Source organism: Salipaludibacillus aurantiacus, assembly GCF_900111295.1.
GTDB classification, from domain to species: Bacteria; Bacillota; Bacilli; order Bacillales; family Salisediminibacteriaceae; genus Salipaludibacillus; species Salipaludibacillus aurantiacus.
The window spans coordinates 96,485-122,062 of sequence record NZ_FOGT01000011.1; the positions used below are offsets into that span (position 1 = coordinate 96,485).

Annotated in this window: 27 protein-coding genes; 7 read left to right on the forward strand and 20 right to left on the reverse strand. The window is 42.2% G+C overall.

Annotated features, from left to right (window positions below; translation table 11 throughout):
- Nucleotides 1-82: 82 nt before the first annotated feature.
- From BMW59_RS14140 to BMW59_RS14170, 7 genes are all read right to left on the reverse strand, one after another.
- A complete protein-coding gene (locus BMW59_RS14140) occupies nucleotides 83-265 on the reverse strand; it encodes a YuzK family famiily protein (protein ID WP_093053481.1) in 183 nt (60 codons plus the stop codon).
- Between the two features lie 239 nt (nucleotides 266-504).
- Complete coding sequence (gene rpsR / locus BMW59_RS14145; RefSeq protein ID WP_093053484.1) at nucleotides 505-732, reverse strand: 30S ribosomal protein S18; 228 nt, start codon at nucleotides 730-732, stop codon at nucleotides 505-507.
- A gap of 49 nt (nucleotides 733-781) precedes the next feature.
- Nucleotides 782-1,327 (reverse strand): single-stranded DNA-binding protein, encoded by a 546-nt coding sequence (ssb, locus tag BMW59_RS14150; RefSeq protein ID WP_093053486.1) that lies wholly within the window; start codon nucleotides 1,325-1,327, stop codon nucleotides 782-784.
- Between the two features lie 42 nt (nucleotides 1,328-1,369).
- Nucleotides 1,370-1,657 (reverse strand): 30S ribosomal protein S6, encoded by a 288-nt coding sequence (gene rpsF, locus BMW59_RS14155; protein ID WP_093053488.1) that lies wholly within the window; start codon nucleotides 1,655-1,657, stop codon nucleotides 1,370-1,372.
- A gap of 253 nt (nucleotides 1,658-1,910) precedes the next feature.
- Nucleotides 1,911-3,011 carry a redox-regulated ATPase YchF gene (gene ychF, locus BMW59_RS14160; protein ID WP_093053491.1) on the reverse strand — a complete coding sequence of 367 codons (1,101 nt, stop codon included), beginning with the start codon at nucleotides 3,009-3,011 and terminating at the stop codon, nucleotides 1,911-1,913.
- A 455-nt stretch (nucleotides 3,012-3,466) separates the two neighbouring features.
- Nucleotides 3,467-3,673 (reverse strand): DUF951 domain-containing protein, encoded by a 207-nt coding sequence (locus BMW59_RS14165; RefSeq protein ID WP_093053493.1) that lies wholly within the window; start codon nucleotides 3,671-3,673, stop codon nucleotides 3,467-3,469.
- 89 nt (nucleotides 3,674-3,762) lie between these two features.
- A complete protein-coding gene (locus tag BMW59_RS14170) occupies nucleotides 3,763-4,788 on the reverse strand; it encodes a YkvI family membrane protein (protein ID WP_093053495.1) in 1,026 nt (341 codons plus the stop codon).
- An 89-nt stretch (nucleotides 4,789-4,877) separates the two neighbouring features.
- Between BMW59_RS14170 and yyaC the strand changes: the two genes are divergently transcribed.
- On the forward strand, nucleotides 4,878-5,489 hold the full coding sequence (gene yyaC / locus BMW59_RS14175) for a spore protease YyaC (RefSeq protein ID WP_093053497.1): 612 nt from the start codon (nucleotides 4,878-4,880) through the stop codon (nucleotides 5,487-5,489).
- Between the two features lie 326 nt (nucleotides 5,490-5,815).
- Here the strand turns inward: yyaC and BMW59_RS14180 are convergent, their stop codons facing one another.
- The 13 genes from BMW59_RS14180 to rpmH all read right to left on the reverse strand — a co-directional run bounded on the left by BMW59_RS14180 (nucleotide 5,816) and on the right by rpmH (nucleotide 17,985).
- On the reverse strand, nucleotides 5,816-6,523 hold the full coding sequence (locus BMW59_RS14180; RefSeq protein ID WP_093053499.1) for a DUF554 domain-containing protein: 708 nt from the start codon (nucleotides 6,521-6,523) through the stop codon (nucleotides 5,816-5,818).
- Between the two features lie 10 nt (nucleotides 6,524-6,533).
- On the reverse strand, nucleotides 6,534-7,694 hold the full coding sequence (locus tag BMW59_RS14185; RefSeq protein WP_093053502.1) for an aminotransferase class V-fold PLP-dependent enzyme: 1,161 nt from the start codon (nucleotides 7,692-7,694) through the stop codon (nucleotides 6,534-6,536).
- 129 nt (nucleotides 7,695-7,823) lie between these two features.
- Nucleotides 7,824-8,672 (reverse strand): ParB/RepB/Spo0J family partition protein, encoded by an 849-nt coding sequence (locus tag BMW59_RS14190; RefSeq protein WP_093053505.1) that lies wholly within the window; start codon nucleotides 8,670-8,672, stop codon nucleotides 7,824-7,826.
- Nucleotides 8,665-9,426 (reverse strand): ParA family protein, encoded by a 762-nt coding sequence (locus BMW59_RS14195; protein WP_093053507.1) that lies wholly within the window; start codon nucleotides 9,424-9,426, stop codon nucleotides 8,665-8,667. The genes BMW59_RS14190 and BMW59_RS14195 overlap by 8 nt, the downstream gene beginning before the upstream one ends.
- A gap of 333 nt (nucleotides 9,427-9,759) precedes the next feature.
- Nucleotides 9,760-10,608, reverse strand: coding sequence for a nucleoid occlusion protein (noc, locus tag BMW59_RS14200; protein WP_093053510.1), 849 nt, complete (start codon nucleotides 10,606-10,608; stop codon nucleotides 9,760-9,762).
- Between the two features lie 340 nt (nucleotides 10,609-10,948).
- Nucleotides 10,949-11,665 carry a 16S rRNA (guanine(527)-N(7))-methyltransferase RsmG gene (gene rsmG / locus BMW59_RS14205; protein ID WP_093053513.1) on the reverse strand — a complete coding sequence of 239 codons (717 nt, stop codon included), beginning with the start codon at nucleotides 11,663-11,665 and terminating at the stop codon, nucleotides 10,949-10,951.
- A 39-nt stretch (nucleotides 11,666-11,704) separates the two neighbouring features.
- Nucleotides 11,705-13,594 carry a tRNA uridine-5-carboxymethylaminomethyl(34) synthesis enzyme MnmG gene (gene mnmG, locus BMW59_RS14210; protein WP_093053516.1) on the reverse strand — a complete coding sequence of 630 codons (1,890 nt, stop codon included), beginning with the start codon at nucleotides 13,592-13,594 and terminating at the stop codon, nucleotides 11,705-11,707.
- A gap of 64 nt (nucleotides 13,595-13,658) precedes the next feature.
- On the reverse strand, nucleotides 13,659-15,035 hold the full coding sequence (gene mnmE / locus BMW59_RS14215; RefSeq protein ID WP_093053519.1) for a tRNA uridine-5-carboxymethylaminomethyl(34) synthesis GTPase MnmE: 1,377 nt from the start codon (nucleotides 15,033-15,035) through the stop codon (nucleotides 13,659-13,661).
- 401 nt (nucleotides 15,036-15,436) lie between these two features.
- Complete coding sequence (jag, locus tag BMW59_RS14220) at nucleotides 15,437-16,054, reverse strand: RNA-binding cell elongation regulator Jag/EloR (RefSeq protein WP_093053522.1); 618 nt, start codon at nucleotides 16,052-16,054, stop codon at nucleotides 15,437-15,439.
- On the reverse strand, nucleotides 16,051-16,851 hold the full coding sequence (gene spoIIIJ, locus BMW59_RS14225; protein WP_093053525.1) for a YidC family membrane integrase SpoIIIJ: 801 nt from the start codon (nucleotides 16,849-16,851) through the stop codon (nucleotides 16,051-16,053). The genes jag and spoIIIJ overlap by 4 nt, the downstream gene beginning before the upstream one ends.
- 125 nt (nucleotides 16,852-16,976) lie before the next feature.
- On the reverse strand, nucleotides 16,977-17,207 hold the full coding sequence (gene yidD, locus BMW59_RS14230; RefSeq protein WP_093053527.1) for a membrane protein insertion efficiency factor YidD: 231 nt from the start codon (nucleotides 17,205-17,207) through the stop codon (nucleotides 16,977-16,979).
- A 10-nt stretch (nucleotides 17,208-17,217) separates the two neighbouring features.
- A complete protein-coding gene (rnpA, locus tag BMW59_RS14235) occupies nucleotides 17,218-17,577 on the reverse strand; it encodes a ribonuclease P protein component (protein ID WP_093053530.1) in 360 nt (119 codons plus the stop codon).
- Between the two features lie 270 nt (nucleotides 17,578-17,847).
- Entirely contained in the window at nucleotides 17,848-17,985 is a 138-nt protein-coding gene (gene rpmH / locus BMW59_RS14240) for a 50S ribosomal protein L34 (protein WP_026697111.1), read from the reverse strand.
- Between the two features lie 906 nt (nucleotides 17,986-18,891).
- On the opposite strand from rpmH, the gene dnaA reads away from it, so the two are divergent.
- From dnaA to gyrB, 6 genes are all read left to right on the forward strand, one after another.
- Nucleotides 18,892-20,250 carry a chromosomal replication initiator protein DnaA gene (gene dnaA, locus BMW59_RS14245; protein ID WP_093053533.1) on the forward strand — a complete coding sequence of 453 codons (1,359 nt, stop codon included), beginning with the start codon at nucleotides 18,892-18,894 and terminating at the stop codon, nucleotides 20,248-20,250.
- A 215-nt stretch (nucleotides 20,251-20,465) separates the two neighbouring features.
- Nucleotides 20,466-21,608, forward strand: a complete 1,143-nt coding sequence (gene dnaN, locus BMW59_RS14250) for a DNA polymerase III subunit beta (protein WP_093053536.1) — start codon at nucleotides 20,466-20,468, stop codon at nucleotides 21,606-21,608.
- A 233-nt stretch (nucleotides 21,609-21,841) separates the two neighbouring features.
- A complete protein-coding gene (gene yaaA / locus BMW59_RS14255) occupies nucleotides 21,842-22,066 on the forward strand; it encodes a S4 domain-containing protein YaaA (RefSeq protein WP_093053539.1) in 225 nt (74 codons plus the stop codon).
- A gap of 12 nt (nucleotides 22,067-22,078) precedes the next feature.
- Nucleotides 22,079-23,200, forward strand: a complete 1,122-nt coding sequence (gene recF, locus BMW59_RS14260) for a DNA replication/repair protein RecF (RefSeq protein WP_093053542.1) — start codon at nucleotides 22,079-22,081, stop codon at nucleotides 23,198-23,200.
- A 9-nt stretch (nucleotides 23,201-23,209) separates the two neighbouring features.
- Nucleotides 23,210-23,473, forward strand: a complete 264-nt coding sequence (remB, locus tag BMW59_RS14265) for an extracellular matrix regulator RemB (RefSeq protein ID WP_093053545.1) — start codon at nucleotides 23,210-23,212, stop codon at nucleotides 23,471-23,473.
- A 116-nt stretch (nucleotides 23,474-23,589) separates the two neighbouring features.
- The gene (gyrB, locus tag BMW59_RS14270) at nucleotides 23,590-25,500 is read left to right on the forward strand and encodes a DNA topoisomerase (ATP-hydrolyzing) subunit B (protein WP_093053548.1); all 1,911 of its coding nucleotides are present in this window, start codon (nucleotides 23,590-23,592) and stop codon (nucleotides 25,498-25,500) included.
- The last annotated feature ends 78 nt before the right edge of the window (nucleotides 25,501-25,578 follow it).

The following is a 25,578-nucleotide window of genomic DNA, read 5'->3' on the forward strand; positions in this document are numbered from 1 at the left end:
CCTCTGCTGATTGCCCAAAATATATTAATGGGGGGGTAAATTGAGGTTAAAAGCCGGTACAATATTTTTAAACGCTTTTTATTTACCGGCTAATTTTACGAGATAATTCCTGCTCTGTCTGCAAGCTTTTTCGATACTCTTTTTCACGTTCTTGTTCAATTTTCACTTTTTGGTCAAGACTTTTCTTATAAACTTCGTGACCTACTCCGTGAGCCTGCTGAAGGCTTTTCTCCATGTTTTCAGTATACTTCATATCATCAGACATGATTAAGATAACACCTCTCGCATTCTTGATGTGTTTTCAGCAATTTTGCTGATGGTTTATATATTCCACCACTGTCAAAATACTAAACATTTTCTTGGAAAAAAATGCTACAAAACAAATGCGCAAAAATGAAAGGCTTTTGCAGCAGCGGGACATCAAAAACGTAAAAAAATGCACTCTTACACAAATATAAAAAACCCCCGCTGCCTTGATAAAGACTTCGGGGGCGTGCTCTATATCTATTCAGTTACGAAAGGTAATAGAGCCATTGTACGCGCGCGCTTAATTGCGCGAGTTAATTGGCGCTGATATTTTGCAGAAGTTCCTGTTACCCGGCGAGGAAGAATCTTTCCTCGCTCAGAAACGAACTTTCTTAGCAAGTCAGTGTCTTTATAATCTATATGCTTGATTTTGTTAACTGTAAAGTAACAAACTTTACGACGCTTTGGTCGTCCACGACGTGCCATGCGTATCCCTCCTTATAAATTATTTGTAACCGGACATTTCCGGTATCATTTAGAACGGCAGGTCATCATCATTAATGTCAATCGGTTTCCCGTCACCGGCAAACGGATCATCATTCTGACTGCCCTGGCCTCCTTGATTTCCTTGACCAAAACCACCTTGTCCAGGCCCCTGATTCGGGTTGTTCTGATAACCGCTGTTGTCATTCTGTTGTCCATAGCCGCCTTGGCCTGCACCTTGACCAGCATACTGGCCTCCGCCGCCAGATCCTCCGGAACCTCGGGGCTCCAGGAACTGCACACTTTCAGCTACTACTTCTGTCATGAAAACACGACGCCCTTCGTTATTATCAAAACTGCGTGTTTGAATGCGTCCGTCTACACCTGCCTGGCTTCCTTTTTTAAGAAAGTTGGCGACGTTTTCGGCTTGCTTCCTCCAAACCACACAGTTAATAAAATCGGCTTCCCGATTTCCCTGCTGGTTTGAAAATGGGCGATTTACAGCTAAAGTAAAAGATGCAACGGCGATACCGTTGGCAGTATACCGTAATTCAGGATCTTTTGTTAAACGTCCAACTAAGACAACACGGTTAATCATCCGAACTCCTCCCCGGAATTGTGATCTTGACTTATTTTATTTCTATTCCTCTTCACGTACAGTCAACGTACGTAAGATATTGTCGTTAATAGAGCTTAAACGGTTAAATTCATCAAGCGCTTCTTTGCCTGCTGTTAATTTAAGCAGTACATAGAAACCTTCAGTGAAATCCTCGATTTCATAAGCAAGACGTTTCTTGCCCATTTCCTCAGTTTCAGTCACTTCTGCGCCATTGTCCGTTAAAATCTTGTTGAAACGCTCAACAGTTTCTTTAATTGCCGCTTCTTCCAAGTTCGGACGTACGATGTACATAATTTCATAGTTGCGCATGTTCTGTCACCTCCTTTTGGTCTAAGGCCCTTTCCGTGTCAGAAAGAGCAAGGAGCAAATGTCATTTCCTTTTGCTCGCAAGTGTATATTATAACAGATGATACATCCAGGGACAAGAAGAGAATAAAAAAATTTAATTTAAGTAAGAATACTAACTTCCCTCTTTCATTTAGTGTCCGTCTGCAGTGATAGAATCTCTCTCTCATCTATTAAAAAAACCGGCCCAAAATGGACCGGCTCCTGAATGTGACACTTATACATTAAAACGGAAATGAACCACATCTCCATCTTTCACTACATAGTCTTTTCCTTCAAGACGAACTTTCCCCTGTTCTTTAGCCACAGCCATAGAACCAGCCGCTACAAGATCATCATAGGAAACGACTTCGGCACGGATAAAACCGCGCTCAAAATCAGTATGAATGACTCCGGCTGCCTGAGGGGCTTTTGTCCCCTGGCGGATTGTCCATGCGCGTACTTCCTGCTTACCTGCAGTAAAATAGGTCTCAAGGCCAAGCAGATTATATGCAGCCTTAATCAGCTGATCAAGACCTGATTCCTCGATACCCAGGTCTTGTAAAAACTCTTCTTTCTCATCGCCTTCAAGCTCGGCAATCTCAGATTCAATTTTAGCGCACACCACAATTACTTCAGAGTTTTCCTCTGCTGCAAATTCTTTTACCTGCTGGACATAAGGATTAGCGTCAGCATCCAGCAGTTCTTCCTCACTTACATTAGCTGCATACAGGACAGGCTTCCACGTTAAAAGATGAAGTCCTTTAACCAGTTTTTCCTGCTCTTTTGTAAATTCAACGCTTCTGGCAGGCTTTTCATCTTCAAATGCGTCACGAAGCTTAGATAGAACCTCAAATTCAAATAAGGCGTCTTTATCTTTCTGTTTTGCCATCTTTTCAACTTTTCCTATACGCTTTTCCACTGTTTCCAGGTCGGCTAGAATAAGTTCAAGGTTAATGACCTGAATATCGCGGATCGGATCAACGCTGCCTGACACATGCGTCACGTTATCATCATTGAAACATCGAACCACATGTGAAATGGCGTCTACTTGACGTATATGGGAAAGGAACTTATTACCGAGGCCCTCACCTTTGCTTGCCCCTTCAACAATCCCTGCAATATCCGTAAATTCAAAAGCTGTCGGTACCGTTTTATCCGGAACAACCATTTCAGTCAGAGTGTTTAAACGTTCATCAGGAACTTCCACAATTCCAACGTTAGGGTCGATCGTACAGAACGGATAGTTTGCAGACTCTGCGCCTGCCTGCGTAATTGCATTAAACAATGTAGACTTCCCGACATTAGGAAGCCCCACAATTCCAGTTGTTAAAGCCATAAATCATTCTCCCTTATATTTAGAAAAAAATTGGCTGACCGCCAAGCTCTGGCGGAAGCTCTGCGTTTTTCTTATTCTATAATCCTCCGGTAAACTCCAGGCAAGAACTCGCTGTGTTCACCTCAGATGTCTTGTAATTTTTACACCCATAATGACTATGATCAGTACCAAAGAATAAAAAACCTTAAAAATTCGTGTTAAATTCACATCCCTGTTAATTATAGATACTTCTTTTAAAAATGGCAACCGCAGTCCATTACCGGATTCATTAGACTTACGGCTTTAAAATCCAGTTTTTAAAAATATGTCCTAAGCTGAACAATTATGGCTTTCATCACAGAAAATCCTTTTTCTGACGCTCAGCTTGGCTCAGTTTAAAATAGTAATCTCCTTTAACAGTCTGTAATTTTTAAAATTAAAAAAACAAAGACTCACACGTTTAAAAGTGCAAGTCTCTAAACCTCTGTGCTATTTGATTTCTCAAGCACGCGTTTCATTTTTTTAGTAAATTCTTTTCTTGGAATCATGACGCTGTGTCCGCAGCCGAGGCATTTAATACGGATATCCATTCCCATGCGAATAATCTTCCATTTATTTTCACCGCAAGGATGGGGCTTCTTCATTTCTACCACATCATTCATCTCAAATGATTTGTCACTCATAGCCTGCTCCCCTTTAGTCATCGTTTTTTCTTATTATACACGATGAAGGTTCCCTCTCTCCAGTCCTTCAAAAATTGCCTCCCATGAACTCAGGCTGCATTCTGGTCAAACCGGTTCACGATAGGATACAGCATAATGGAGGCTAGAATGTATAAATTCATTAACCCGTATAGCGGATATAAAATACTGATCAGCTTCGAGAATCCAAATGTCGTTAATGGAATCATTAAAATCAGAAAAAACAGTGACAGGAGCCAGAAAGGCATTTTTAAGACCGGCTGAAAACGGGTGCAGAGACCAAGGATCCCTGAAGCTGCAGTTGTATATATAGCAGCCCACAATAATCCTGTCATAACAAGCACCATAAAATAAGGGTAGTTTTTTAAAATGGCAAACAAAGGAATTTCATAAAGCATGACTTCCTGGGCCACGGCAATCAGGGACTGATTGTACAAAAATGAAACTGTTCCGAGCAGACCAGCACTGCCGAGACTCGCAATCCACAATTCCCCTTTATGGTTAATCTTTTTCCCGATCGCCCCAATAACGGCTACCAGGGGGAGAATATTTAAAGCGGTAAAGGTAAAAGCCGATGGCCAGTTCCCCTGTTTATTCCAGGCAGAAGCCATGTTAAATCCGTTGGTCCATTGAAAAACAAGCAATGTACCTACCAGGAATAATATGAGCAGCGGGATAATCATTGCATTGATCGATGTCATCCCATTCAGTCCCCAAATAAACAGCAGCACGATTAAACTGGAAATGATAAAAACACCGTACCAGTAAGGAACGTGAAGAACTTCCAGTGTTGCCCCTCCCCCGGCGATCATTATTACTGTCGTTGAAAATAAATATAAAATAATCATTCCATCATAGAGGCCTGTCAATTTTTTTCCCATCAGTTTCTCTAACACCGGAATATAGTGTTCCGATTTCTGCTGGTAGCTGATTGACATAACCACATAGCAGCAGACAAAGAAGAGTATTGAAAAAAGCAGGATAGCAAGACCGCTTTCATAACCAAAAAACTGCCACAGCTCCCTTCCAGATGCATAGCCCGCCCCGATCATTGTGCCGATAATTAAAAACATCCATTTTAAACCTGATTTCCACACGTTTATCCCTCTTTTTCTTATCTGAGACGTATAGATCCCAAATGTGATCCGTATACTGTTACTACTATTTTTGAAATGAGGGTTGTATGATGGTTTATGGACAACTTTTTAGAGAAAAAAATAATAAATCTGAACGGTTCCATATGGAAGACCCTTTGGCTGTACAAAAACTGTCCAGAATAATTTTCTCCTGTCTGCCTTCTTCACCTGATGTTCCCGTCGTTGTCGTCTGTATTGGCAGTGACAGATCAACCGGAGATTCTCTTGGACCTCTGATCGGCTCCAAATTGATGGAAAAACGATGTCCCCTTTTTTCCGTTTACGGTACACTTGACTCTACTGTTCATGCTAAAAATCTCGAAAACACACTGGAGTATATTCATAAAAATTATAAGGATCCATTTATCATTGCTCTCGATGCCTGTCTCGGAAGAACTGAAAGTGTGGGTTTTATGACCGTCAGTGAGGGACCTGTAATTCCTGGGGCCGCTGTTAAAAAGAAACTTCCTCCAGTTGGCGATATTCATCTGACAGGGATAGTGAATGTTGGAGGTTATATGGAAATGATGGTCCTGCAAAATACCCGCCTGTCGCTTGTGATGTCAATGGCTGATTCGATGGCTGAAGCTTTGTGGAAGGCCGGGTGCTGGCAAACTAACCGCCATCAGATTCTCTACCCGAAAAAAGAAGGAACGGTTTAATTAGGATCTCTCTCCTTAAGACACGTTTTTACAAAGCTTTATTAAACTATCATTCTGCAGCTAAAGGATCACTATCATACTCTCATTAAACTTTTAGTAAAAGATAATATTAATTTAAAAAGATAAAACACAAAAAAATTATGGCAAGCGGCAGACGAGGCTTCTGCGGAAATAGCATGCCCCTGTAGAAAACACATCGTATTTTCGAGGAGGTTTAGGTCATGCCCGCGGAAAGCGTCTGTCGAAAGCTAGCCATAATCACCTTTAAACTGCTCCCATTCTATAAATTGAAATCCTTCATGTTCAGTTTTGTCCCAGTCTTCCTTCTATGAAAACCATTGACTGTATATAAGAACCAGCACGACTGCTACTATAAGAGCGGGCAGCAGATTTGCGATCCTTATTTTAGGAATCCCAAGCAGGTTCAAGCCGATTCCTATTATCATAATTCCTCCAACGGCGGTAATCTCACTGATAATCATATCAAGCCACGTTTCAGGTACCCATTGAACAATAAAGGTGGCTGCCAGAGCAATGGATCCTTGGTAAAGAACAACAGGCAAGGCAGAGAACATCACTCCAATACCCATAGCTGCCGCAAAAACAATTGAGGAAAATCCATCCAGCATTGACTTTGTCAGCAGAACAGAATGGTCATTCCTGAATCCGCTGTCTAAAGCCCCTATAATAGCCATGGCCCCCACTACAAACAAAATCGTTGCGGCTACGAATCCCTCAGCCATTTTACCTCCGCTCTTCCGTTTCATTCGTCTTTCAAGCCAGTTGCCAATTTCATTTAATTTCCCTTCAAGGTTCCACCTTTCCCCGAGCACACCGCCTAAAGCGAGGCTGAAAATAATCAGCAGGAACTCCTGGCCTTCAAGAGCCATTGTAAAACCGAGAACTACTACAGCAAGGCCGATCGCTTTCATAACCGTCTCTCTCATCCCTGCCGAAAAGTGTTTTAATTTTACACCTATCCAGGCTCCGGCTACTATAGCAAGCCCGTTGACGATTGTTCCAAATAAAACCATACTGTCTCTCCTATTCCAATAAACCTTCTTTAATTTCTTTTATGGCACCGGTAAAAGTATCTATTTCTCCAAATGTGTTATATATGCCGAAACTGGCTCTGATTAGTCCTGAATCTGCTGTTTTATAAACGTTATGGGTAAGAGGGGCACAGTGCAGTCCCGCTCTCACAGCAATATTATAATGTTCATCAAGAATCATCGCCGCTTCGTTTGAGTCTACGCCCTTTATATAAAATGCCACTACCCCCAAACGTTCTTCTTCAGCACCCGGGCCCACAATCTTTACGCCTTCAATAGCTTCCAATTCTTTTATACAATAACTGGCCAGCTCTTTTTCGTGGCTGTGGATATAATCCAGACCATATTTTTCTATCGTTTCTAAACCTTTTAATAAACCTGCAATCCCGGGGGTGTTTAAGGTCCCGCTTTCCCAGCCCGCCGGCCAGATATCCGGCTGTGCAGGCAATTCAGACGCACTGCCTGTTCCGCCGACATGAACTGGTCTAAGTAAGATGTTATTTGCAACCATCAGCACTCCGGTGCCTTGGGGGCCTAACAGGCCTTTATGGCCCGGAAAGGCAAGAAGGTCGATGCCCATTCCTTTCATATTAATGTCAAGTACACCTGCTGTTTGTGAAGCATCCACACAATACAGAGCCGGATGGTCTGCGACCAGGTCACCAATCTCTTTTACTGGAATAATTTCTCCTGTCACATTGGATCCATGTGTCACAATCACAAGTTTTGTACGGTCAGTCAAATGCCTCTTAACAATGTCTGCCCACTTCCCCGGTGAGGCCTGTCCGTCTGCCTGCAGATAATCCACTGTTATTCCTTTTTCCTGTTTCAGCCTTTCCAGAGGTCTCCTTACAGAATTATGTTCAAACACGGTAGCCAGTACATGGTCGCCTCTCTTCCATGTCAGACCTTCGATCGCCTGATTAAGTGCTGAAGTGGCATTATTTGAAAATACAACCCTGTCAGGTGAGTGACTGTGAAACATTTTATGGAGCTTTCGCCTCGTTGTCTCGATGACACTGTTTGCCTGCCGGGCTAATTTATGGCCGCTCCTTCCAGGATTAGCTCCATAACGCAGTATGGCTTCAGATACTGCTTGCCCCACTTCCGGCGGTTTAGGAAAGCTCGAGGCAGCCTGATCAAAATAAATCATTGCTTCTCCTCCCTCCGTTCTTAGAAAAAGCGCCCCGAGTCTTCTGCTGCTTAGAGATGACAGACTTGTAAAAGGTTTGTCTGGTTTTCTCCAAGGCGCAGATTTCCCGGGCCGCCTGACTTTTTTGAGTTATTCTTCCTCTTGTTGATGAAGCAAATTCAAAATTCGTTCCAAGTCTTTATCTGTAAAAAAGTCAATTTCTATTTTTCCTTTATTTTTTCCTTTTTTAATTTGAACATTTGTTCCAAAATAGGATTTTAATACTGATTCTCTTTCTTTTAAGAAAGGGGACAGCTTATTTTTTGAAGTTTCACGTGAAACATTATCGTTAGATCGCTGAATCCATTCTTCCAGTTGACGAACACTCATTTTTTCTTTAATTACTTTTTGAATGAGAGCTGTGAGCTGGTTCTCGTCTTTCAATCCTAACAGCGCCCTGGCATGTCCCATTGAAAGTTTTCCTTCTGACAGATACTGCTGGGCAAGCTGCGGCAGTTGCAGTAAACGGATATAATTTGCTATATAAGGTCTGCTTTTCCCCAGCCTTTTTGCAAGTTGTTCCTGTGTAACCTGAAGATGTTCCAATAGTTTCTGGTACGCCTTCGCTTCTTCGAGCGGATTCAAGTCTTCTCTCTGAAGATTCTCAATCAGGGCGATTTCCATCATATCATTTTCGGAAAGCTCTTTAACTACGGCTGGTACGGCTTTTAGCTTAGCTTCTTTAGCAGCCCGGTAACGCCGCTCCCCTGCGACAATTTCATATCCTTTAATACTTTTCCTGACGATAAGAGGCTGAAGGATGCCGTGCCGTTCAATAGAGGTTTTAAGCTCTTCAATTGTCTCTTTCTCGAAAACTTTTCTGGGCTGATAAGGGTTCGGACGCAGGTCTGCAAGTTTAATGTCTTGTACGTGATCTCCCTGCTCTTGTGAAGCGTCAGGAAAGAAAGCCCCAATACCTCTTCCTAGTCCTCTAGCCATGAGTCATCACTTCCTTCGCTAGATCTAAATAAACTTCTGCGCCTCTCGATTTAGGATCATATGTAATGATCGGTTCACCATGACTCGGCGCTTCACCGAGACGGATATTTCTAGGAATAATTGTTTGAAAAACTTTTTCCCTGAAATATTTTTTCACCTCTTCAATGACCTGAATGCCAAGGTTGGTTCGGGCATCAAGCATCGTTAATAATACTCCTTCAATTTCCAGGTCATGATTAAGGTGTTTTTGAACAAGGCGTACTGTATTTAAAAGCTGGCTCAGCCCTTCCAGCGCATAATATTCACATTGTACAGGAATCAGCACAGAGTCAGCTGCTGTTAAAGAGTTTAAGGTAAGAAGTCCAAGTGAAGGAGGGCAATCAATAACGATGTAATCATAGTTACTTTTTATATCCTCTATCGCCCGTTTCAAACGCACCTCTCTTGAAATTGTAGGAACAAGTTCAATTTCAGCTCCTGCAAGCTGGATTGTCGAAGGAATGATAAATAAATTTTCCATTACTGTTGGTACGATGACATTTTCAGCTTTCTGATCTTCTACAAGTACATTATAAACACATTCATCAATGTCACCTTTATTTACTCCAATACCGCTGGTTGAATTGCCCTGTGGATCCACATCGATCATCAGAACTTTGTTGCCCTCTTGAGCAAGACAAGCACTTAAATTGACTGCTGTAGTTGTTTTACCTACTCCACCTTTTTGATTTGCAATAGCTATCACTTTTCCCATTTTGTCACCTGCCTAACTGCAAACGCTATTTTTCCTGTTACGGTAAGGGAAATATTTTAACTTCTGCTGAAAAATTAGTCATTCTTTTCAGACTTTAAACATATATTTTATTTTATCACGAAAAACGCAAAGTGGATTAATTCGTTTCCTAAAAAATATTAAAAATGACTATTGGAGGAAGAATTAGAGGAAATTCCGGCTCTCAAGCCATTGAGCCTGGCTCAATCCAGCTTACCTCACTGCCCGGACCCGGGACTATATATACAGAAAAGCCAGTCAAAAAACCGTTCGCGCCTCAGCAGGCGGAACGGCTTCTCATAATCTGTTAAATAATTATTTTTTAGGAATGCGGATAGTAAACTGGTAATATTCTTCATGCTCTTCTTCATTTGTATCAATACTCATACCTGTCTGAGCGACCATATCTACCGATTTTCTAATCGTATTCATCGCAAGCCTGGTGTCTTTCGAGACAGCTTTACGGATCGCTTTCGGTTTCTTTTTCTCAGGCTCCTCCGAAAGCTTTGCAATTACTTCTTCAGTCTGTTTTACATTTAACTCTTCCTCAATAATCCTTGCCAGCACTTTCTCCTGCTTTTCTGCATCCTTAAGGACTATTAATGCCCTGGCATGCCTTTCTGTAATCTGACGGTTCAGCAAAGCTTCCTGAACCGGTTCCGGCAAATTTAACAATCTTAATTTATTTGCTACTGTGGACTGCCCTTTTCCAAGCCTCTGAGCCAGGCTTTCCTGAGTCAACCCGTGCAGTTCTATTAGTTTGGCATATGCTGTAGCTTCTTCAATAGACGTTAAACCTTCACGCTGGAGGTTTTCAATAAGAGCGACAGATGCGGTTTTCGTATCATCCAGATTTTTAATAACAGCAGGGATTTTTTCCCATCCGAGTTTTGTAACTGCACGCCAGCGGCGTTCCCCTGCGATAATCTCATACTTGCCGTTACTCTCACGAACGACAATCGGCTGAATAATTCCATGGGTATTTATCGTTTGAGCTAATTCATCTATTTTTTCATCATGAAAAACCGTTCGCGGCTGGTACCGGTTCGGAACGATCTCTGATACAGGAAGTTTATGGACTTCTTCCCTTTCGCTGATTAACTTCTCTTCAGTCTCTTCATTTTTATCATTCAAACCAAACAGCTTTGAAAATGATTGTTTCATGGCGACACCACCTTCAGAAAACTACCTCCCCCGTCTGATACACATAAGGGAAATGATATAAGCCCTGTACGGCGTAAAAACCTGGCATATTTATTAAAAGACGACCCTATCGCTTGTATGCTTTCAATATTAAAGTGAGCAAAGTCTCCGTGCTGAAATGTTTCACGTGAAACGGCGCCCATCGTAAAACTGTTTCTTCTCGCATATTCAGTATACGTGAGAAATGAAAAATCTTCTATAATAATTTTAAGAGATAACTAGATTTTACCCTGATCTCTGCCTGTATGTAAGAGCCCCCTTTACTGCTCAGTAAGTCTCTATATCACAGCAAAGGGGAAAATTAAATCAGGGGTTGTTTGTTAGGCGTACCCGCTTTTCGAGGGTAGGTTTTAGGAGTTTGTTTTTCTTTATCCACAACAATAATCGACCGCTCACTCTGTTCAAGAGGCAATTGAAAATCATATTTGTGCTTAAGCTTGCCTCCGAGTACTTTGAAAGCTTTATCCGAATCAAGCAGTTCTTCAGAAGCGCCTGCCCCTTTCATAGCGATAAACCGTCCGCCCTTTTTAACTAAAGGCAGACACAGCTCCGATAATACAGGCAGCCGGGCCACTGCACGGGATATTGCTGCATCATACTTTTCCCGGTGTTCTTTTTTCCTTGCAAACTGCTCGGCGCGGTCGTGGTAAAATGATACCCCTTTTAAATCAAGCTCAGAAGCAAGGGCATTTAAGAAGGTAATACGCTTGTTTAGAGAGTCAACAATAGTTACATCGAGATGAGGAAAACAGATTTTCAGAGGGAGGCTGGGGAACCCCGCCCCTGCTCCTACATCCACTATTTTCAACGGTGTGCTTAAATCTTCATAAAAAGCTGCGGTGACTGAATCGTAGAAATGTTTTAAATAAACTTCTTTTTTTTCTGTAATAGCCGTTAAATTCATTCGTTCGTTCCAATCAACCAGAATACTGTAATAGTGTTCAAATTGCTGCATTTGTTCATCTGTCAACGGAACGCCTTTTTGCTGGAGAGCTTCTCTAAACTCGTCTTCATTCATCTTTAATTTCACCTCATTATTAGCCTGAACGTCAACTTATTAAGCTTGCTTTACTTTTTGGAGTTGTCCCTGCTCCATATAGACGAGGAGGACAGAAACATCTGAAGGGTTCACCCCTGATACCCTGGATGCCTGCGCAATCGATAGCGGCCGCACTTCTGCTAATTTTTGTCTTGCTTCAGTAGCGATTCCGTTGATTGCCATATAATCCAGGTCTTCCGGAAGCTTTTTATTTTCCATTTTTTTCAGCCGTTCAACTTGTTCCAGCTGCTTGGAAATATAGCCTTCATATTTAACCTGAATTTCTACCTGTTCTTTAACATCTGCTTCCAATTCTTCTTCCGGCTCAGTCAGACGTGCTACATGATCGTAAGTGATTTCCGGCCTTTTTAACAGGAGTGCGGCGCTGACTGCTTCTTTCATTGGTGCAGAGCCGGCCTCTTCAACAATTTTTTGTGCGTCATCGCTCACTTTAATAATCGTTTTTTCCAGACGCTTAATTTCTGCAGCTATTTTCGCTTTTTTATCTGTAAAGCTGTTGTAACGGTCTTCGGAAATTAAACCGATCTCATACCCTTTCTCGGTGAGACGGAGGTCTGCATTATCGTGACGGAGCAGCAGGCGGTATTCAGCTCGTGACGTAAGCAGGCGGTAAGGTTCATTGGTGCCTTTTGTAATCAGGTCATCAATCAGTACACCAATATAAGCTTCAGAACGATCAAGAATTAACGGCTCTTCCCCCTGCACTTTTCTCGCCGCGTTAATACCTGCCATAAGGCCTTGTCCTGCTGCTTCTTCATAGCCGCTTGTTCCGTTAATTTGCCCTGCAGTAAACAGTCCTTCTATCTTTTTCGTTTCAAGCGACGGCCACAGCTGTGTCGGAACAATGGCATCGTACTCAATCGCGTAACCCGGCCGCATCATGCGAACATTCTGCAGGCCTGGAATAGTCTTTAGAATACTGTGCTGCACGTCTTCAGGCAGGCTTGTAGAAAGCCCCTGCACATAAACCTCTTTTGTGTTTCGGCCTTCCGGTTCTAAAAAGATCTGATGCCGCGGTTTATCATTAAACCGGACGATTTTATCTTCAATCGAAGGACAGTAACGCGGTCCAGTTCCTTCTATCATACCGGAATACATTGGCGAACGGCTTAAATTTCCGTTAATCAATTCATGAGTTTCTGCATTCGTGTAAGTTAGCCAGCATGGCAGCTGGTCTGTTATATACTTGGTCGTCTCATAAGAAAAGGCCCGCGGTACATCGTCACCAGGCTGAATCTCAGTTTGGTCATAGTCGATCGTCTGTCCGTTTACACGCGGTGGTGTACCTGTTTTAAAGCGGACCATATCGAAGCCAAGCTCCTGCAAGTGATATGAGAGGTTAACGGACGGCTGCATGTTATTAGGGCCGCTCTCATAGGATAAGTCACCTAGAATAACTTTCCCCCGCAAGTAAGTTCCGGTAGTCACTACCACAGTTTTTGCGTAATATTCGGCACCTGTTTGTGTAATGACACCTTGAATCTGCCCATCTTCTACAATCAATTTCTCTACCATGCCTTGACGGAGAAGAAGATTCTCTGTATCTTCAATTGTCTGCTTCATTTCATGCTGGTACGTAAATTTATCGGCCTGTGCACGCAATGCACGCACAGCAGGTCCTTTTCCAGTATTCAGCATACGCATTTGAATATGCGTTTTGTCGATGTTACGGGCCATTTCACCGCCCAGTGCATCTATTTCTCTTACAACGATCCCTTTTGCCGGTCCGCCGACTGACGGATTACATGGCATATAAGCGACCGCATCCAAGTTTAATGTTAACATTAATGTATCAGCGCCCATCCGTGCTGCAGCAAGACCGGCTTCTACGCCCGCATGGCCTGCACCGATGACGATGACATCGAATTTTCCACCATTATAACTCATCATACGAACCTCCTTTGTTCGATTTTCGTTACTATTTATAGTTAATCACAGCAAGTGTTACCATCTATTTTCCTAAGCAGAACTGAGAGAACAGCTGGTCAATAAGGCTCTCAGAGACACTGTCCCCAATTACTTCACCAAGCAGTTCCCAAGCTTTAGTAATATCTATTTGCACCATATCCACCGGCATTCCGGCTTCCATTGCTCCTAATGCATCGTCAATCGTTTTCTTTGCCTGGTTTAAAAGAGCGATATGGCGGGAGTTAGACACATAGGACATATCCCCTGTTTCCAGGTCGCCTTCAAAAAAGAGCTCTCTTATCGCTTCTTCAAGTTCGTCGACCCCTTCGTCTTTTAAAAGAGAGGTAGCTACAACCGGACGATTTCCGGCAAGTTTACGGACTCTGTTCAAATTAATCTTTTCTTCAAGGTCTGTTTTGTTAACGATCGTAATGACATCATGCCCTTCGGAAAGTTTGAAAAGTTCTTCATCTGCCTCTGTTAACGGCTCGTTATTGTTGAGCACCAGAAGAACAAGCTCAGCACTGTTTATCACTTTCCGTGACCGCTCTACCCCAAGCCTTTCAACGACATCTTCAGTCTCCCGGATTCCGGCTGTATCAAGAAGACGGAGTGGAACACCCCTGACATTCACGTACTCTTCAATGACGTCACGGGTTGTACCTGGAATGTCAGTGACAATCGCTTTATTTTCTTGCACAAGACTGTTTAACAATGAGGATTTCCCAACATTTGGCCTGCCGATAATAACAGTGGACAATCCTTCGCGAAGAATTTTTCCCTGCTGGGCTGTCTGCAGCAGCCGGTCAATTTCCTTTTTTACAAAAGAACCCTTCTCCTGAAGAATCTCCAGGGTCATTTCTTCAGCATCATATTCAGGATAATCGATATTAACTTCCACATGAGCTACGGTTTCCAGCAGAGCCTGTCTTAATTTTTGAATTCGCTGGGAAAGCTTTCCTTCCACTTGATTCATAGCGACATTCATTGCACGGTCAGTCTTGGCACGGATCAGATCTATTACACCTTCAGCCTGTGAAAGGTCAATCCTTCCATTAAGGAAAGCGCGTTTAGTAAATTCACCCGGCTCAGCAAGACGGGCTCCTTCATTCAGCACTAACTGAAGAACCCGGTTAACTGATGTCAAACCGCCGTGACAGTTAATCTCCACCATATTTTCTTTAGTATACGTCCGTGGAGCTTTTAACACAGAAACCATGACTTCTTCCACAATATCTCCTGTATCCGGATCTTTAATATGGCCATAATTAATAGTATGAGTTTCTGCTTCTGCTAAGGGCCGCTTTCCTTTGAATAAATTGTCGGCTAATTGAATAGCATCGTCTCCGCTTATCCTGACAATCCCGATTGCTCCTTCTCCCATAGGTGTTGAGATTGCAGAAATTGTGTCCATTTCCATCGTTCCACTCCTCCTTTCTTTGAGGCTTGTTTACCTCATCAGATTTATATATAAAAACGGAAAAATTTTCCTTAAAAATTCGGATCAACATTTGCTGATTCCAAATAAATAGAATACCATAAATTTAGTCTGTATTAAAGAGTTTCCCCTCCCAATTTCCCCAGTTATATCCATTTATCCACAAATATAACCTTTTGTTGCAGAGTTTTTATTCACATGTGGACAAAACACAAAGTGCCTCTGTTGATTATCCACAATCTTACCGGAAGTTTCAAGTTTCAGGGGGAAGCGAATGGAAAACTTCCCATTAGTTTTTGAGAAAAACGGCGCAAAAAAAGCAGCTCCGAATTCCGGAACTGCCTGGCTTGATTAGTTATAAAAAGTTGTTCTCGATGACTGAATCATTTAGGTACGACGACGATTCGCCGGTGAGGTTCTTGACCGTCAGAGAAGGTGCTAACTCCTTTGACGTCTTGTAATGCCGTATGGATAATCTTACGTTCATGGGCACTCATCGGCTCCAGCCTGACTTCCCGGCCTGTCCGGAGCGCTTTATCACTCAGGCGCTCGGCGAGAGTAACCAGCGCCTCTTTTCGCCTTGCTCTGTATCCTTCTGCATCAAGATAAATACGTACATAATTTTCAGATTGACGATTAGCTACAAGGTTAACAAGATATTGGAGAGAATCGAGAGTTTGTCCACGCTTTCCAATCAGCACCCCAATTTCTGAGCCTGTGATATTAAGAAACATGCCTTCATCCCGCTCTTCTGTCTCCACACTGGCTGACACACCCATTTTATCAATCGTATCCCGCAAAAATAATAGTGCTTCTTTTATCGGATCAGGCTTTACTTTCACTTCCACGACAGCCGGTTTTCCTCCAAGAAGCCCGAACAATGCTTTTTGCGGTTCTTCAATGACGTGATATTCTATCATGTCCATAGTTGCATCCAGCTTTTCAAGGCCTGACTCAACTGCTTCCTCTATCGTTTTCCCTGATACAGTCACTTTTTTCACTTGGTCTTCGCTCCTCCTGTTTTGGCCTCTTTATCCTTACCTACGTTAGGTCCAGTAATAAAGTATGTTTGTATAATCATAAACAAGTTACCAATTACCCAGTATAAAGCTAAAGCGGATGGGAAGAACGCTGCAAACGCGATAATCATGACTGGCATAATGTACATTAACGCACGCATTTGCGGATTATCCTGCACCATCATCATTTTTTGCTGAATGAACGTTGTTGCCCCGGCTACAAGCGGTAAAATATAATAAGGGTCAGCACTTCCTAATTCAAACCACAGAAAATTCTGCGGTGCCCCGGTGTAAGTCGGATCAACGTCCGGATTGATCTGAGGCGTCCGGATGATCGCATGATAAAAAGCAATTAAAATCGGCATTTGAATTAAAATTGGAAAACAGCCTGCCAACGGATTAACTTTATGCTCCTGAAAAAGAGCCATCATTTCCTGCTGCAGTTTCTGCTGTGTCTGCTGATCTTTCGCACTGTATTTCTCACGAAGTTTAGTCATTTCCGGCTGAAGCGCCTGCATGGCTTTCGTGCTCTTCGTCTGTTTAATCATCAGAGGTAAAATCAAAATACGAAGCAGTATGGTTACAATAATAATCGCTAAACCATAACTGTTTCCTAACGCATCTGCAATGTTTGTCATTAACCATGACAGCGGATAAACAAAAAAGGAATCCCATATTCCACCATTCTCTGCTTTAATTGGTTCATCAATATTAAAACACCCTGTCATTAATAAAGCTAAACCAATAAAAAGCGATACTAAACCTAATTTTCTTGCCACTCTAGGTCCTCCTATCTCTTTCCCTATCAAAATAATCTATTAACACGTCACTAAAAGCACTTATTTCCATTATATCTTGTTATAAAAAGATATAAACGTGCTCAAATGACCGAAAGAACTGCCTGTCAGTCTTTATTCTGTTTTTTTTCAGGCACCGGATCATAACCTCCCGGATGAAAAGGCTGACATTTTACAATACGTTTCAACGTAAGCCAGCTGCCTTTAACGAACCCGAACCGTTTTACTGCTTCAATTCCGTAATGCGAACAGGTAGGATAAAACCTGCACGTCGGCGGTGTAAACCTTGAAATCCATTTCTGGTAAAAGCGGATTAAACCAATAGCGAGCCATTTCATAGCGTCAGCCTCACCTGTTTACCCGGGTTGGGGCTCTGAAAAGCTTGGCCACCTTCATCACATGGTACATAGATTTTTTCATCTGATGGTAATCCATGTCTGCTGCCGGCTTTCTCGCTATTATTACCACATCACGGTTTTGGAGCAGGTCAGGTGCAAGCTCCCTTAAAATTTCTTTCATCAGCCGCTTAATACGGTTACGGTCCACAGCGTTCCCTAACTTCTTACTAACAGATAAGCCAATGCGGATGGTATCCTGTTGCTCTTTTTTAAGCTGGTATACGACAAATTGACGATTTGCGGCAGAATTCCCCCGTTGAAAAACGTACTGAAAATCTTCATTTTTTTTCAAACGGTATTGGCTCTTCATCCACGGCACCCCATCAGTCATATTTCTTGGACAGATTACGTCACTTCCAAAACTCATTCTACATTATAAAGAAGATTTAGGACAATCACTATTCACTTTGTGCCCAAATCTGTCACTTTTAAATACTTTCTATGCTTACTTTCGCAAAAAGAAAACCAGATCAGTACTCTCTCTTTTTATGAAAGATTAAGCCTTGACCTGGTTTCTCACATCGGTCTATCCGTCATTTTTCGACTATAAAGTGAAAAAAGACCGCTCTCAGCGGCCTCATTACGCAGATAGAACTTTTCTTCCTTTACGGCGACGGTTTGCTAATACTTTACGACCGTTCTTTGTAGCCATACGCGCACGGAAACCATGATTCTTTTTGCGCTTTCGGTTATTTGGATTAAATGTTGGTTTACCCATCTATTCCACCTCCTGGGATGATAATTCTTTCATTATCCGAATTCACTAATCATATTATTCCGGTAACAGCTGAATTTCGGACTGTAACCGGTATAGACAGTCTTGTAAATTATAAGAAAGACCACTTCTGTTGTCAAGCCCCTGCCAACTTAATTATTACGAACCTTTTTTTGTGGGCTCTGTAAAACTTTGTTGATAATTTCCGATTCATGGTTCTCCTGCGGTTCCTTGTCGAAAAATAATAACCGCTGATCCTTCCGGGCTCCCAGTCTCGTTCACCAGATTAAAATTTCCATCGTTGTTTCTTCCTCTGCATTTTCACTTCCTTTGAGAACGCCCGAATTCCACGTTCACGAGAAAATGCCTCTGCTTTATTTTAAAACAGGTATCACTTTATTTTGCAAAATCCACGTATTTCAAAAACACAAACCTTCAGTTAAACATTTTTTTCTTCAGGGTTTGTGGACAACTTTCGCCATTAATTTACAACCTTCCACACCCTTCCCCACAGCTTTTACACATGATCTTGTGCTGTGGACAACTTTTAAACACAACCCCTTGAATGGTGTGGATAACTCACTTCCGCCATTGTCAATCCTTTATATATCTGATATCATAATGTTGTTTTTTCTAGTGGAAAACCTGTGGTAAAATATAAACTATCCACAACTGTTAACAACTTTGTGGATAGTTATTAGACTGTTATGGGTTAGTTTATCCACATATTTGTGTATAACGTGTACAGGTTGTTTTTCTTCCTATATAAGTATTTACCCACATATTATACACGTTAATTTTTATACATGGTTATTCAATAGGGTTATATATTTGTTGTACAAGCATCGGATTCAGGGGGCGGATCCGTTGTTCTGTTATGGAACAATATATGCAAAGGAGGGTCATAGATTGGAAAATTTAAATGATTTATGGGAGCAGGCCCTGACGAAAATCGAAGAAAAAGTAAGTAAACCCAGTTATGACACATGGTTTAAATTTACGAAAGCTGATTCGATTGATCAGAGCTCAAATACAATTACAGTGATTGCTCCAAATGAATTTGCCCGTGACTGGCTGGAAAACCGGTATTTCGGGATAATTACAGAAACATTGAACGAGTTAACCGGAGCAGAACTGGAAGCCCGGTTTATTTTACCTAAAGAAGATAAAAAGGATGAATTAGAGCTCTTTGAAAAGGCTAAACAGCCTGAAAAACCTTCTATGCAAGGTAATGAAGAGATGCCTAAACATATGCTCAACCCGAAATACACGTTTGATACTTTTGTTATTGGAAGTGGGAACAGGTTTGCTCATGCAGCCTCGCTCGCGGTAGCAGAAGCCCCGGCGAAAGCATACAATCCTTTATTTATTTACGGGGGAGTAGGACTAGGTAAAACCCACCTTATGCATGCAATCGGCCATTATGTCATTGATCATAATCCTGATGCGAAAGTTGTCTATTTATCATCTGAAAAGTTTACGAATGAATTTATTAATTCAATCAGAGATAACAAAGCGGTGAATTTCAGAAATAAATACAGGAATGTAGACGTGCTTTTAATTGACGATATTCAATTTTTAGCCGGAAAAGAACAAACGCAGGAAGAATTTTTCCACACATTTAATTCCCTGCATGAAGAACGGAAACAAATTGTCATTTCCAGTGACCGTCCGCCTAAAGAAATTCCTACTCTTGAGGACCGGCTCCGTTCAAGGTTTGAATGGGGTTTAATAACGGATATTACGCCTCCGGATCTGGAGACAAGAATTGCCATTTTACGCAAAAAAGCGAAGGCGGAAAACCTTGATATTCCTAATGAAGTGATGCTTTATATCGCCAATCAGATCGATACGAATATCCGTGAACTGGAAGGAGCACTTATCCGGGTTGTCGCTTATTCATCATTGATTAACCAGGATATGAATGCAGATCTCGCAGCTGTGGCGCTAAAAGATATTATCCCGAATTCCAAGCCTAAAAAAATCACGATTCAGGACGTACAAAAGTCAGTGGCTGCTGCTTTTCAAGTAAAAGTAGAGGATTTAAAAGCTAAGAAAAGAACGAAGACAGTGGCTTATCCAAGGCAGATAGCGATGTACTTATCAAGGGAATTAACAGACAGCTCTTTGCCTAAAATCGGGGATGAATTCGGAGGACGAGATCACACGACAGTGATTCACGCACATGAGAAAATCTCACGCCTGTTTACTGCAGACCAGGAATTACAGCAGCAGATTCAGGAAATTACTGAACAGCTTAAATCATAACGATGTGGGTACTGTGAATAACTCCCTGAGTTTTATACACAGGTTGTCCACAGGTGGATAACTTGCCATTCCTGGACTTTTTTCGAGTTATCCACATAATCACAGGTATTACTACGAGTACTTCTAGATTAATTATTAATAAAAAAGAGAAATAGAACTATTAAAATAACTATTTTCAGTAACTTAATTATTTTACGGAAGTGAGGAAGGAACCTATGAAATTTACCATTCAGCGCGACAAATTTGTACAAAGCGTTCAGCATGTATCAAAAGCTATTTCTTCTCGTACGACGATTCCGATCTTGACAGGAGTAAAAATTGAAGCGTCAGATGAAGGGGTTACACTAACAGGAAGTGATTCTGATATTTCCATAGAATCCTTTATTCCCAAGGAAGAAGAGGACAACCAGCTTGTGGATATTGAACAGGAAGGTTCGATTGTACTTCAGGCGCGGTTCTTTGCAGATATAGTAAAAAAATTACCTGGAGACACGATTGAAGTGGTAGTCTCAGATCAGTTCGTTACAAGACTGACTTCAGGATCTTCTGTATTTAACTTAAACGGTCTTGATCCTGAAGAATACCCAAGATTACCTGAAATCGAGGAAGAAAACGTCTTTAAAATGCCAAAAGACTTACTTAAAAGCATTATCAGGCAAACAGCTTTTGCAGTCTCCACTGTTGAAACACGCCCGATTCTTACAGGCATTCACTGGTCTGTGGAAGAAGGAAATCTGACTTGTACAGCTACGGACAGCCATCGTCTGGCTATGCGTCACGCCCAGGTAGAGACAAACTCAGGCGAGCTGACTTTTTCAAATGTCGTCATTCCGGGAAAGAGCCTCACTGAGTTAAATAAAATTTTAGATGACACAGATGACTGGATTGATATCATTGTGACTGACAATCAAATTCTGTTTAAATCGACAAATCTGTTATTTTTCTCAAGACTTTTAGACGGCAATTATCCGGCAACAAAGAATATGATCCCTTCGTCCTCCAAAACTAGCGTGACGCTGAATGCCAAACAGCTCCTTGCATCCATTGAGCGTGCATTGCTTCTTTCACGTGAGGGGAAAAATAATGTCGTTAATGTTAAAACGATGGAAAATCAGGTATTGGAAATCACTTCTGTCACTCCTGAAGTTGGAAAAGTGACAGAAAGTGTCGAGACACTCAATTATTCAGGTGAAGAGCTGCGGATTTCCTTTAACGGCAAAAATCTTATTGATGCCCTGAAAGTTATCGAATCAACAGATATTACAATTGACTTTACTGGAGCTATGAGCCCGTTTGTTATGAAACCGGCGGACCAGGATCATATGCTCCACTTGTTCTCTCCTGTGAGAACATACTAAAACAGACCAATACTGCAGGTACTCCAGGGTCAAAGCCGGGGTGCCTGTTTTTTCGGTTTTCTTCGCTGGGTCAGCTGCCAGTTACCGGTCGTATACAAATTTTATCTACTGGCAGATTAAAACATTTGAGTAATCCACATTGGCGTTTATGCAAAACTTTTAGTACAATATAGAGTGAGACATTTTGTGCGCGTATAATTGTAAAGTTTCTTACAGAAAGTGAGTGACCCCTTGTGGAAGAGACAATTGTGATTTCAGATGAATTTATTACGCTTGGACAAGCTTTGAAGGAAGCAGCGGTAATCGATTCCGGAGGCCAGGCAAAGTGGTTTCTGGCGGAAATTCCTGTATGGGTAAACGATGAACAAGAAAATCGCCGAGGCAGAAAACTTTATCCCGGGGATCGGGTAGAAGTTGAAGAGATGGGCACTATTTTGATAGCCAGCGATGAGGAATAGAGAGGGATTCGGTTGCACATTGATCAACTCACTTTAAAAAATTACAGGAACTACCCTGAGCTGACGTTGGCTTTTGAAAACAGAGTTAACGTCATTCTTGGTGAAAACGCACAGGGAAAGACAAACCTTATGGAAGCCGTCTATGTGCTTGCTATGGCTAAGTCCCACCGGACGCCAAGAGACAAGGAATTAATTCGCTGGGATCAGCAGTTTGCTAAAGTTGAAGGTCACTTAACGAACAGGAACGGACCACTTCACATGGAAGTGGTATTTTCTAATAAAGGGAAAAAAGTCAAGTTGAATCATATAGAGAAAAAACGCCTGAGTGACTATATCGGTTCTTGTAATATTGTGATGTTCGCGCCGGAAGACTTGACGCTGGTTAAGGGAAGTCCCCAGATCAGACGCCGTTTTCTGGATATGGAAATGGGGCAGATTCATTCAATTTACCTTTACCACCTCTCCCAATATCACAAAGTGCTTAAACAGCGGAACCAGTGGTTAAAGGACATCCAGCAGAAAAAAGTAAAAGCAGATCCGGCTATGCTGGAGGTAATGACCGATCAGCTGCTTCACTCTGCGGCACATGTGATTACAAAACGCTATGCATTTTTGGAAAAACTTCAAACATGGGCTCAGCCGATTCATTATGAAATCAGCCGCGGCCGGGAAAATTTAAAAGTAGCCTATAACCCGTCATGCAACGTATCAGACGACATGGATTTGTCCACAATGTTAATAGCTTTAAAAGAGGAATACGAGAAGGTTCAGGAGCGGGAAATGCAGAGGGGAACAACGTTAATCGGCCCTCACCGGGATGATTTGTCGTTTTTTGTAAATGAGCGGGACATCCAGACTTATGGTTCTCAGGGCCAGCAGCGGACAACTGCCTTATCTTTAAAGCTTGCCGAAATCGAGCTGATCAAAGAAAAAACAGGCGAATATCCGATCTTGCTGCTTGATGATGTGCTGTCGGAACTTGATGACCATCGTCAGACACATCTGCTTAATACGATCAAAGGTAAAGTGCAGACGTTTGTCACGACCACCAGTGTAGAGGGCATTGATCATGACATGCTGAAAGAAGCCGATACATTTTATGTGGAAGAAGGCATGATTCAAAAAAAAGGCTGAGGTGATAAAATGTTTATTCATTTAGGCGGTGATATGGTTTTAAAAGCTGAGAGTATCGTAGCCATTCTCGACCATAACAGCCAGGATTTGTCGTCTGAAAACCAGGCGATGATGAAAGACCATAAAAAACGCAAAGCAACGATTAAAGTAACTGATGATACACCGAAATCGATGGTGATTACAGAAGATGAGATTTATTTATCCCCTATCTCTTCCCACACCTTAAAAAGGCGGGCTGAAACAGCTACAGTAGTCCCGGAGGAAGAATACTGATATCAGGTAAACCACTGACCTCATTGTAAAAACTTAGTGTCATTATTTATACCGTCTTAGTATACAGATTCAGATTACTTGGCATATGGTGCCAGGAGAAGTGCAGGTGAATAAAATTGACTGTTGAACATTCTTATGATGAAAGCCAGATTCAGGTTTTAGAAGGTTTGGAAGCTGTAAGAAAACGCCCTGGTATGTATATTGGTTCCACAAGCGGACGAGGGCTTCACCACCTTGTATGGGAAATTGTCGATAACAGTATCGACGAAGCAATGGGCGGTTACTGTGATACCATCCACGTCACAATTGAAGAAGACAACTCTATCACCGTTGAAGACAACGGTCGCGGTATTCCTGTAGGGATTCACGAAAAAATGGGCCGGCCTGCTGTTGAAGTGATCATGACCGTGCTGCATGCAGGCGGTAAATTCGGCGGCGGAGGTTACAAAGTTTCCGGAGGACTGCACGGTGTAGGGGCTTCAGTAGTAAACGCGCTGTCCAGCCATCTGGAAGTGGAAGTACATCTGGATGGTAAAGTCCATTTTATCGAGTTTACACGCGGAATTCCTGATGCGGACCTGAAAGTGATCGGGGAAACAGAAAAGAATGGAACGATTATCCGATTTAAACCGGACAAAGAAATTTTTACGGAAACAACCGAGTTTGAGTATGATGTGCTTGCAAACCGCTTGCGGGAGCTGGCTTTTTTAAACCGCGGGCTGCGTATTTTTATTAGTGATAAAAGGGAAGATGGCAAGTCCGCAGAGTACTATTATGAAGGCGGGATCCAGTCTTTCGTTGAGCATTTGAACAGGACTAAAAATCCTTTGCATGAACCGCCGATTTTTCTTGAAGGAGAAAAAGAAGGGCTGAGCATTGAGATTGCCATGCAGTACAATGACGGATTCGCCAGTAATTTGTACTCTTTTGCCAATAATATTAATACGCACGAAGGCGGAACCCATGAATCCGGCTTTAAAACGGGATTAACCAGGGTTATAAATGACTATGCCAGAAGAAATAACCTGTTTAAGGAAAATGATCCGAATTTAATCGGTGATGATGTCCGTGAAGGATTGACGGCGATTATTTCGGTTAAAATTCCTGACCCTCAGTTTGAAGGACAGACAAAAACAAAGCTTGGAAACAGTGAAGCCAGAACAATTACTGATTCACTTTTCTCTGAATATATGTCGAAATTTATGGCTGAAAATCCAAATGTAGCTCGGCAGATCGTTGATAAGGGGATCATGGCGTCCCGTGCCAGAGATGCGGCGAAAAAAGCCCGTGAGCTGACAAGAAGGAAATCGGCTTTGGAAGTAAGTTCACTTCCAGGTAAACTTGCCGACTGTTCTTCCCGGGATGCGTCGATCAGCGAACTGTATATCGTAGAGGGTGATTCAGCCGGGGGATCAGCTAAACAAGGACGTGACCGCCATTTTCAGGCCATTCTTCCTCTCCGCGGGAAAATTATAAATGTGGAAAAAGCGCGTCTTGACAAAATTCTCTCAAACAATGAAATCCGGGCCATTATTACAGCCTTAGGCACGGGAATAGGCGAGGACTTTGATATTTCAAAAGCGCGGTACCACAAAATTATTATTATGACGGATGCAGACGTGGATGGTGCTCATATCAGAACACTTCTACTGACGTTTTTATATCGTTACATGCGGCCGCTCATTGAAGAAGGCTATATTTATATTGCCCAGCCGCCGTTATATAAAATCACGCAAGGCAAGGTGCTGCACTACGCTTATACACAAAAAGAAATGGAACGGATTATATCTGAAATGTCCCCTGCTCCCAAACCCGGCCTTCAGCGCTACAAGGGTCTTGGGGAAATGAATCCTACTCAGTTATGGGAAACCACTATGGACCCTGGTATGAGAACGGTTCTGCAGGTTAGCTTGAATGATGCAATGCTTGCTGACGAAGTGTTTGAAACATTAATGGGCGACCGTGTTGAGCCAAGGCGCGACTTTATTCAGGAGAATGCCCATTATGTGAAAAATTTGGATATATAACAGTCAGCCATGCTTTTGGGTGCTGCACGATTCCTGTGCAGCACCGGAAGAATGAAATAACCGGACAGAACCTCGGTC

What these genes read in the sequence shown, in the direction of transcription:
- BMW59_RS14180 (WP_093053499.1), bottom strand. Translation starts at nt 6,523, where the DNA reads ATGGTTTTATTTGGAACAATCGTCAACGGGCTTGCTATAGTAGCCGGA.
- dnaN (WP_093053536.1), top strand. Translation starts at nt 20,466, where the DNA reads ATGAAATTTACCATTCAGCGCGACAAATTTGTACAAAGCGTTCAGCAT.
- BMW59_RS14165 (WP_093053493.1), bottom strand. Translation starts at nt 3,673, where the DNA reads ATGAGTGACAAATCATTTGAGATGAATGATGTGGTAGAAATGAAGAAG.
- mnmE (WP_093053519.1), bottom strand. Translation starts at nt 15,035, where the DNA reads ATGGAAATGGACACAATTTCTGCAATCTCAACACCTATGGGAGAAGGA.
- mnmG (WP_093053516.1), bottom strand. Translation starts at nt 13,594, where the DNA reads ATGAGTTATAATGGTGGAAAATTCGATGTCATCGTCATCGGTGCAGGC.
- rpsR (WP_093053484.1), bottom strand. Translation starts at nt 732, where the DNA reads ATGGCACGTCGTGGACGACCAAAGCGTCGTAAAGTTTGTTACTTTACA.
- BMW59_RS14195 (WP_093053507.1), bottom strand. Translation starts at nt 9,426, where the DNA reads ATGGGAAAAGTGATAGCTATTGCAAATCAAAAAGGTGGAGTAGGTAAA.
- BMW59_RS14140 (WP_093053481.1), bottom strand. Translation starts at nt 265, where the DNA reads ATGTCTGATGATATGAAGTATACTGAAAACATGGAGAAAAGCCTTCAG.
- noc (WP_093053510.1), bottom strand. Translation starts at nt 10,608, where the DNA reads ATGAAACAATCATTTTCAAAGCTGTTTGGTTTGAATGATAAAAATGAA.
- BMW59_RS14185 (WP_093053502.1), bottom strand. Translation starts at nt 7,694, where the DNA reads ATGATTTATTTTGATCAGGCTGCCTCGAGCTTTCCTAAACCGCCGGAA.
- rsmG (WP_093053513.1), bottom strand. Translation starts at nt 11,665, where the DNA reads ATGAATGAAGACGAGTTTAGAGAAGCTCTCCAGCAAAAAGGCGTTCCG.
- rpsF (WP_093053488.1), bottom strand. Translation starts at nt 1,657, where the DNA reads ATGCGCAACTATGAAATTATGTACATCGTACGTCCGAACTTGGAAGAA.
- rpmH (WP_026697111.1), bottom strand. Translation starts at nt 17,985, where the DNA reads ATGGGTAAACCAACATTTAATCCAAATAACCGAAAGCGCAAAAAGAAT.
- ssb (WP_093053486.1), bottom strand. Translation starts at nt 1,327, where the DNA reads ATGATTAACCGTGTTGTCTTAGTTGGACGTTTAACAAAAGATCCTGAA.
- remB (WP_093053545.1), top strand. Translation starts at nt 23,210, where the DNA reads ATGTTTATTCATTTAGGCGGTGATATGGTTTTAAAAGCTGAGAGTATC.
- rnpA (WP_093053530.1), bottom strand. Translation starts at nt 17,577, where the DNA reads ATGAAGAGCCAATACCGTTTGAAAAAAAATGAAGATTTTCAGTACGTT.
- yidD (WP_093053527.1), bottom strand. Translation starts at nt 17,207, where the DNA reads ATGAAATGGCTCGCTATTGGTTTAATCCGCTTTTACCAGAAATGGATT.
- yyaC (WP_093053497.1), top strand. Translation starts at nt 4,878, where the DNA reads ATGGTTTATGGACAACTTTTTAGAGAAAAAAATAATAAATCTGAACGG.
- BMW59_RS14190 (WP_093053505.1), bottom strand. Translation starts at nt 8,672, where the DNA reads ATGGCTAGAGGACTAGGAAGAGGTATTGGGGCTTTCTTTCCTGACGCT.
- ychF (WP_093053491.1), bottom strand. Translation starts at nt 3,011, where the DNA reads ATGGCTTTAACAACTGGAATTGTGGGGCTTCCTAATGTCGGGAAGTCT.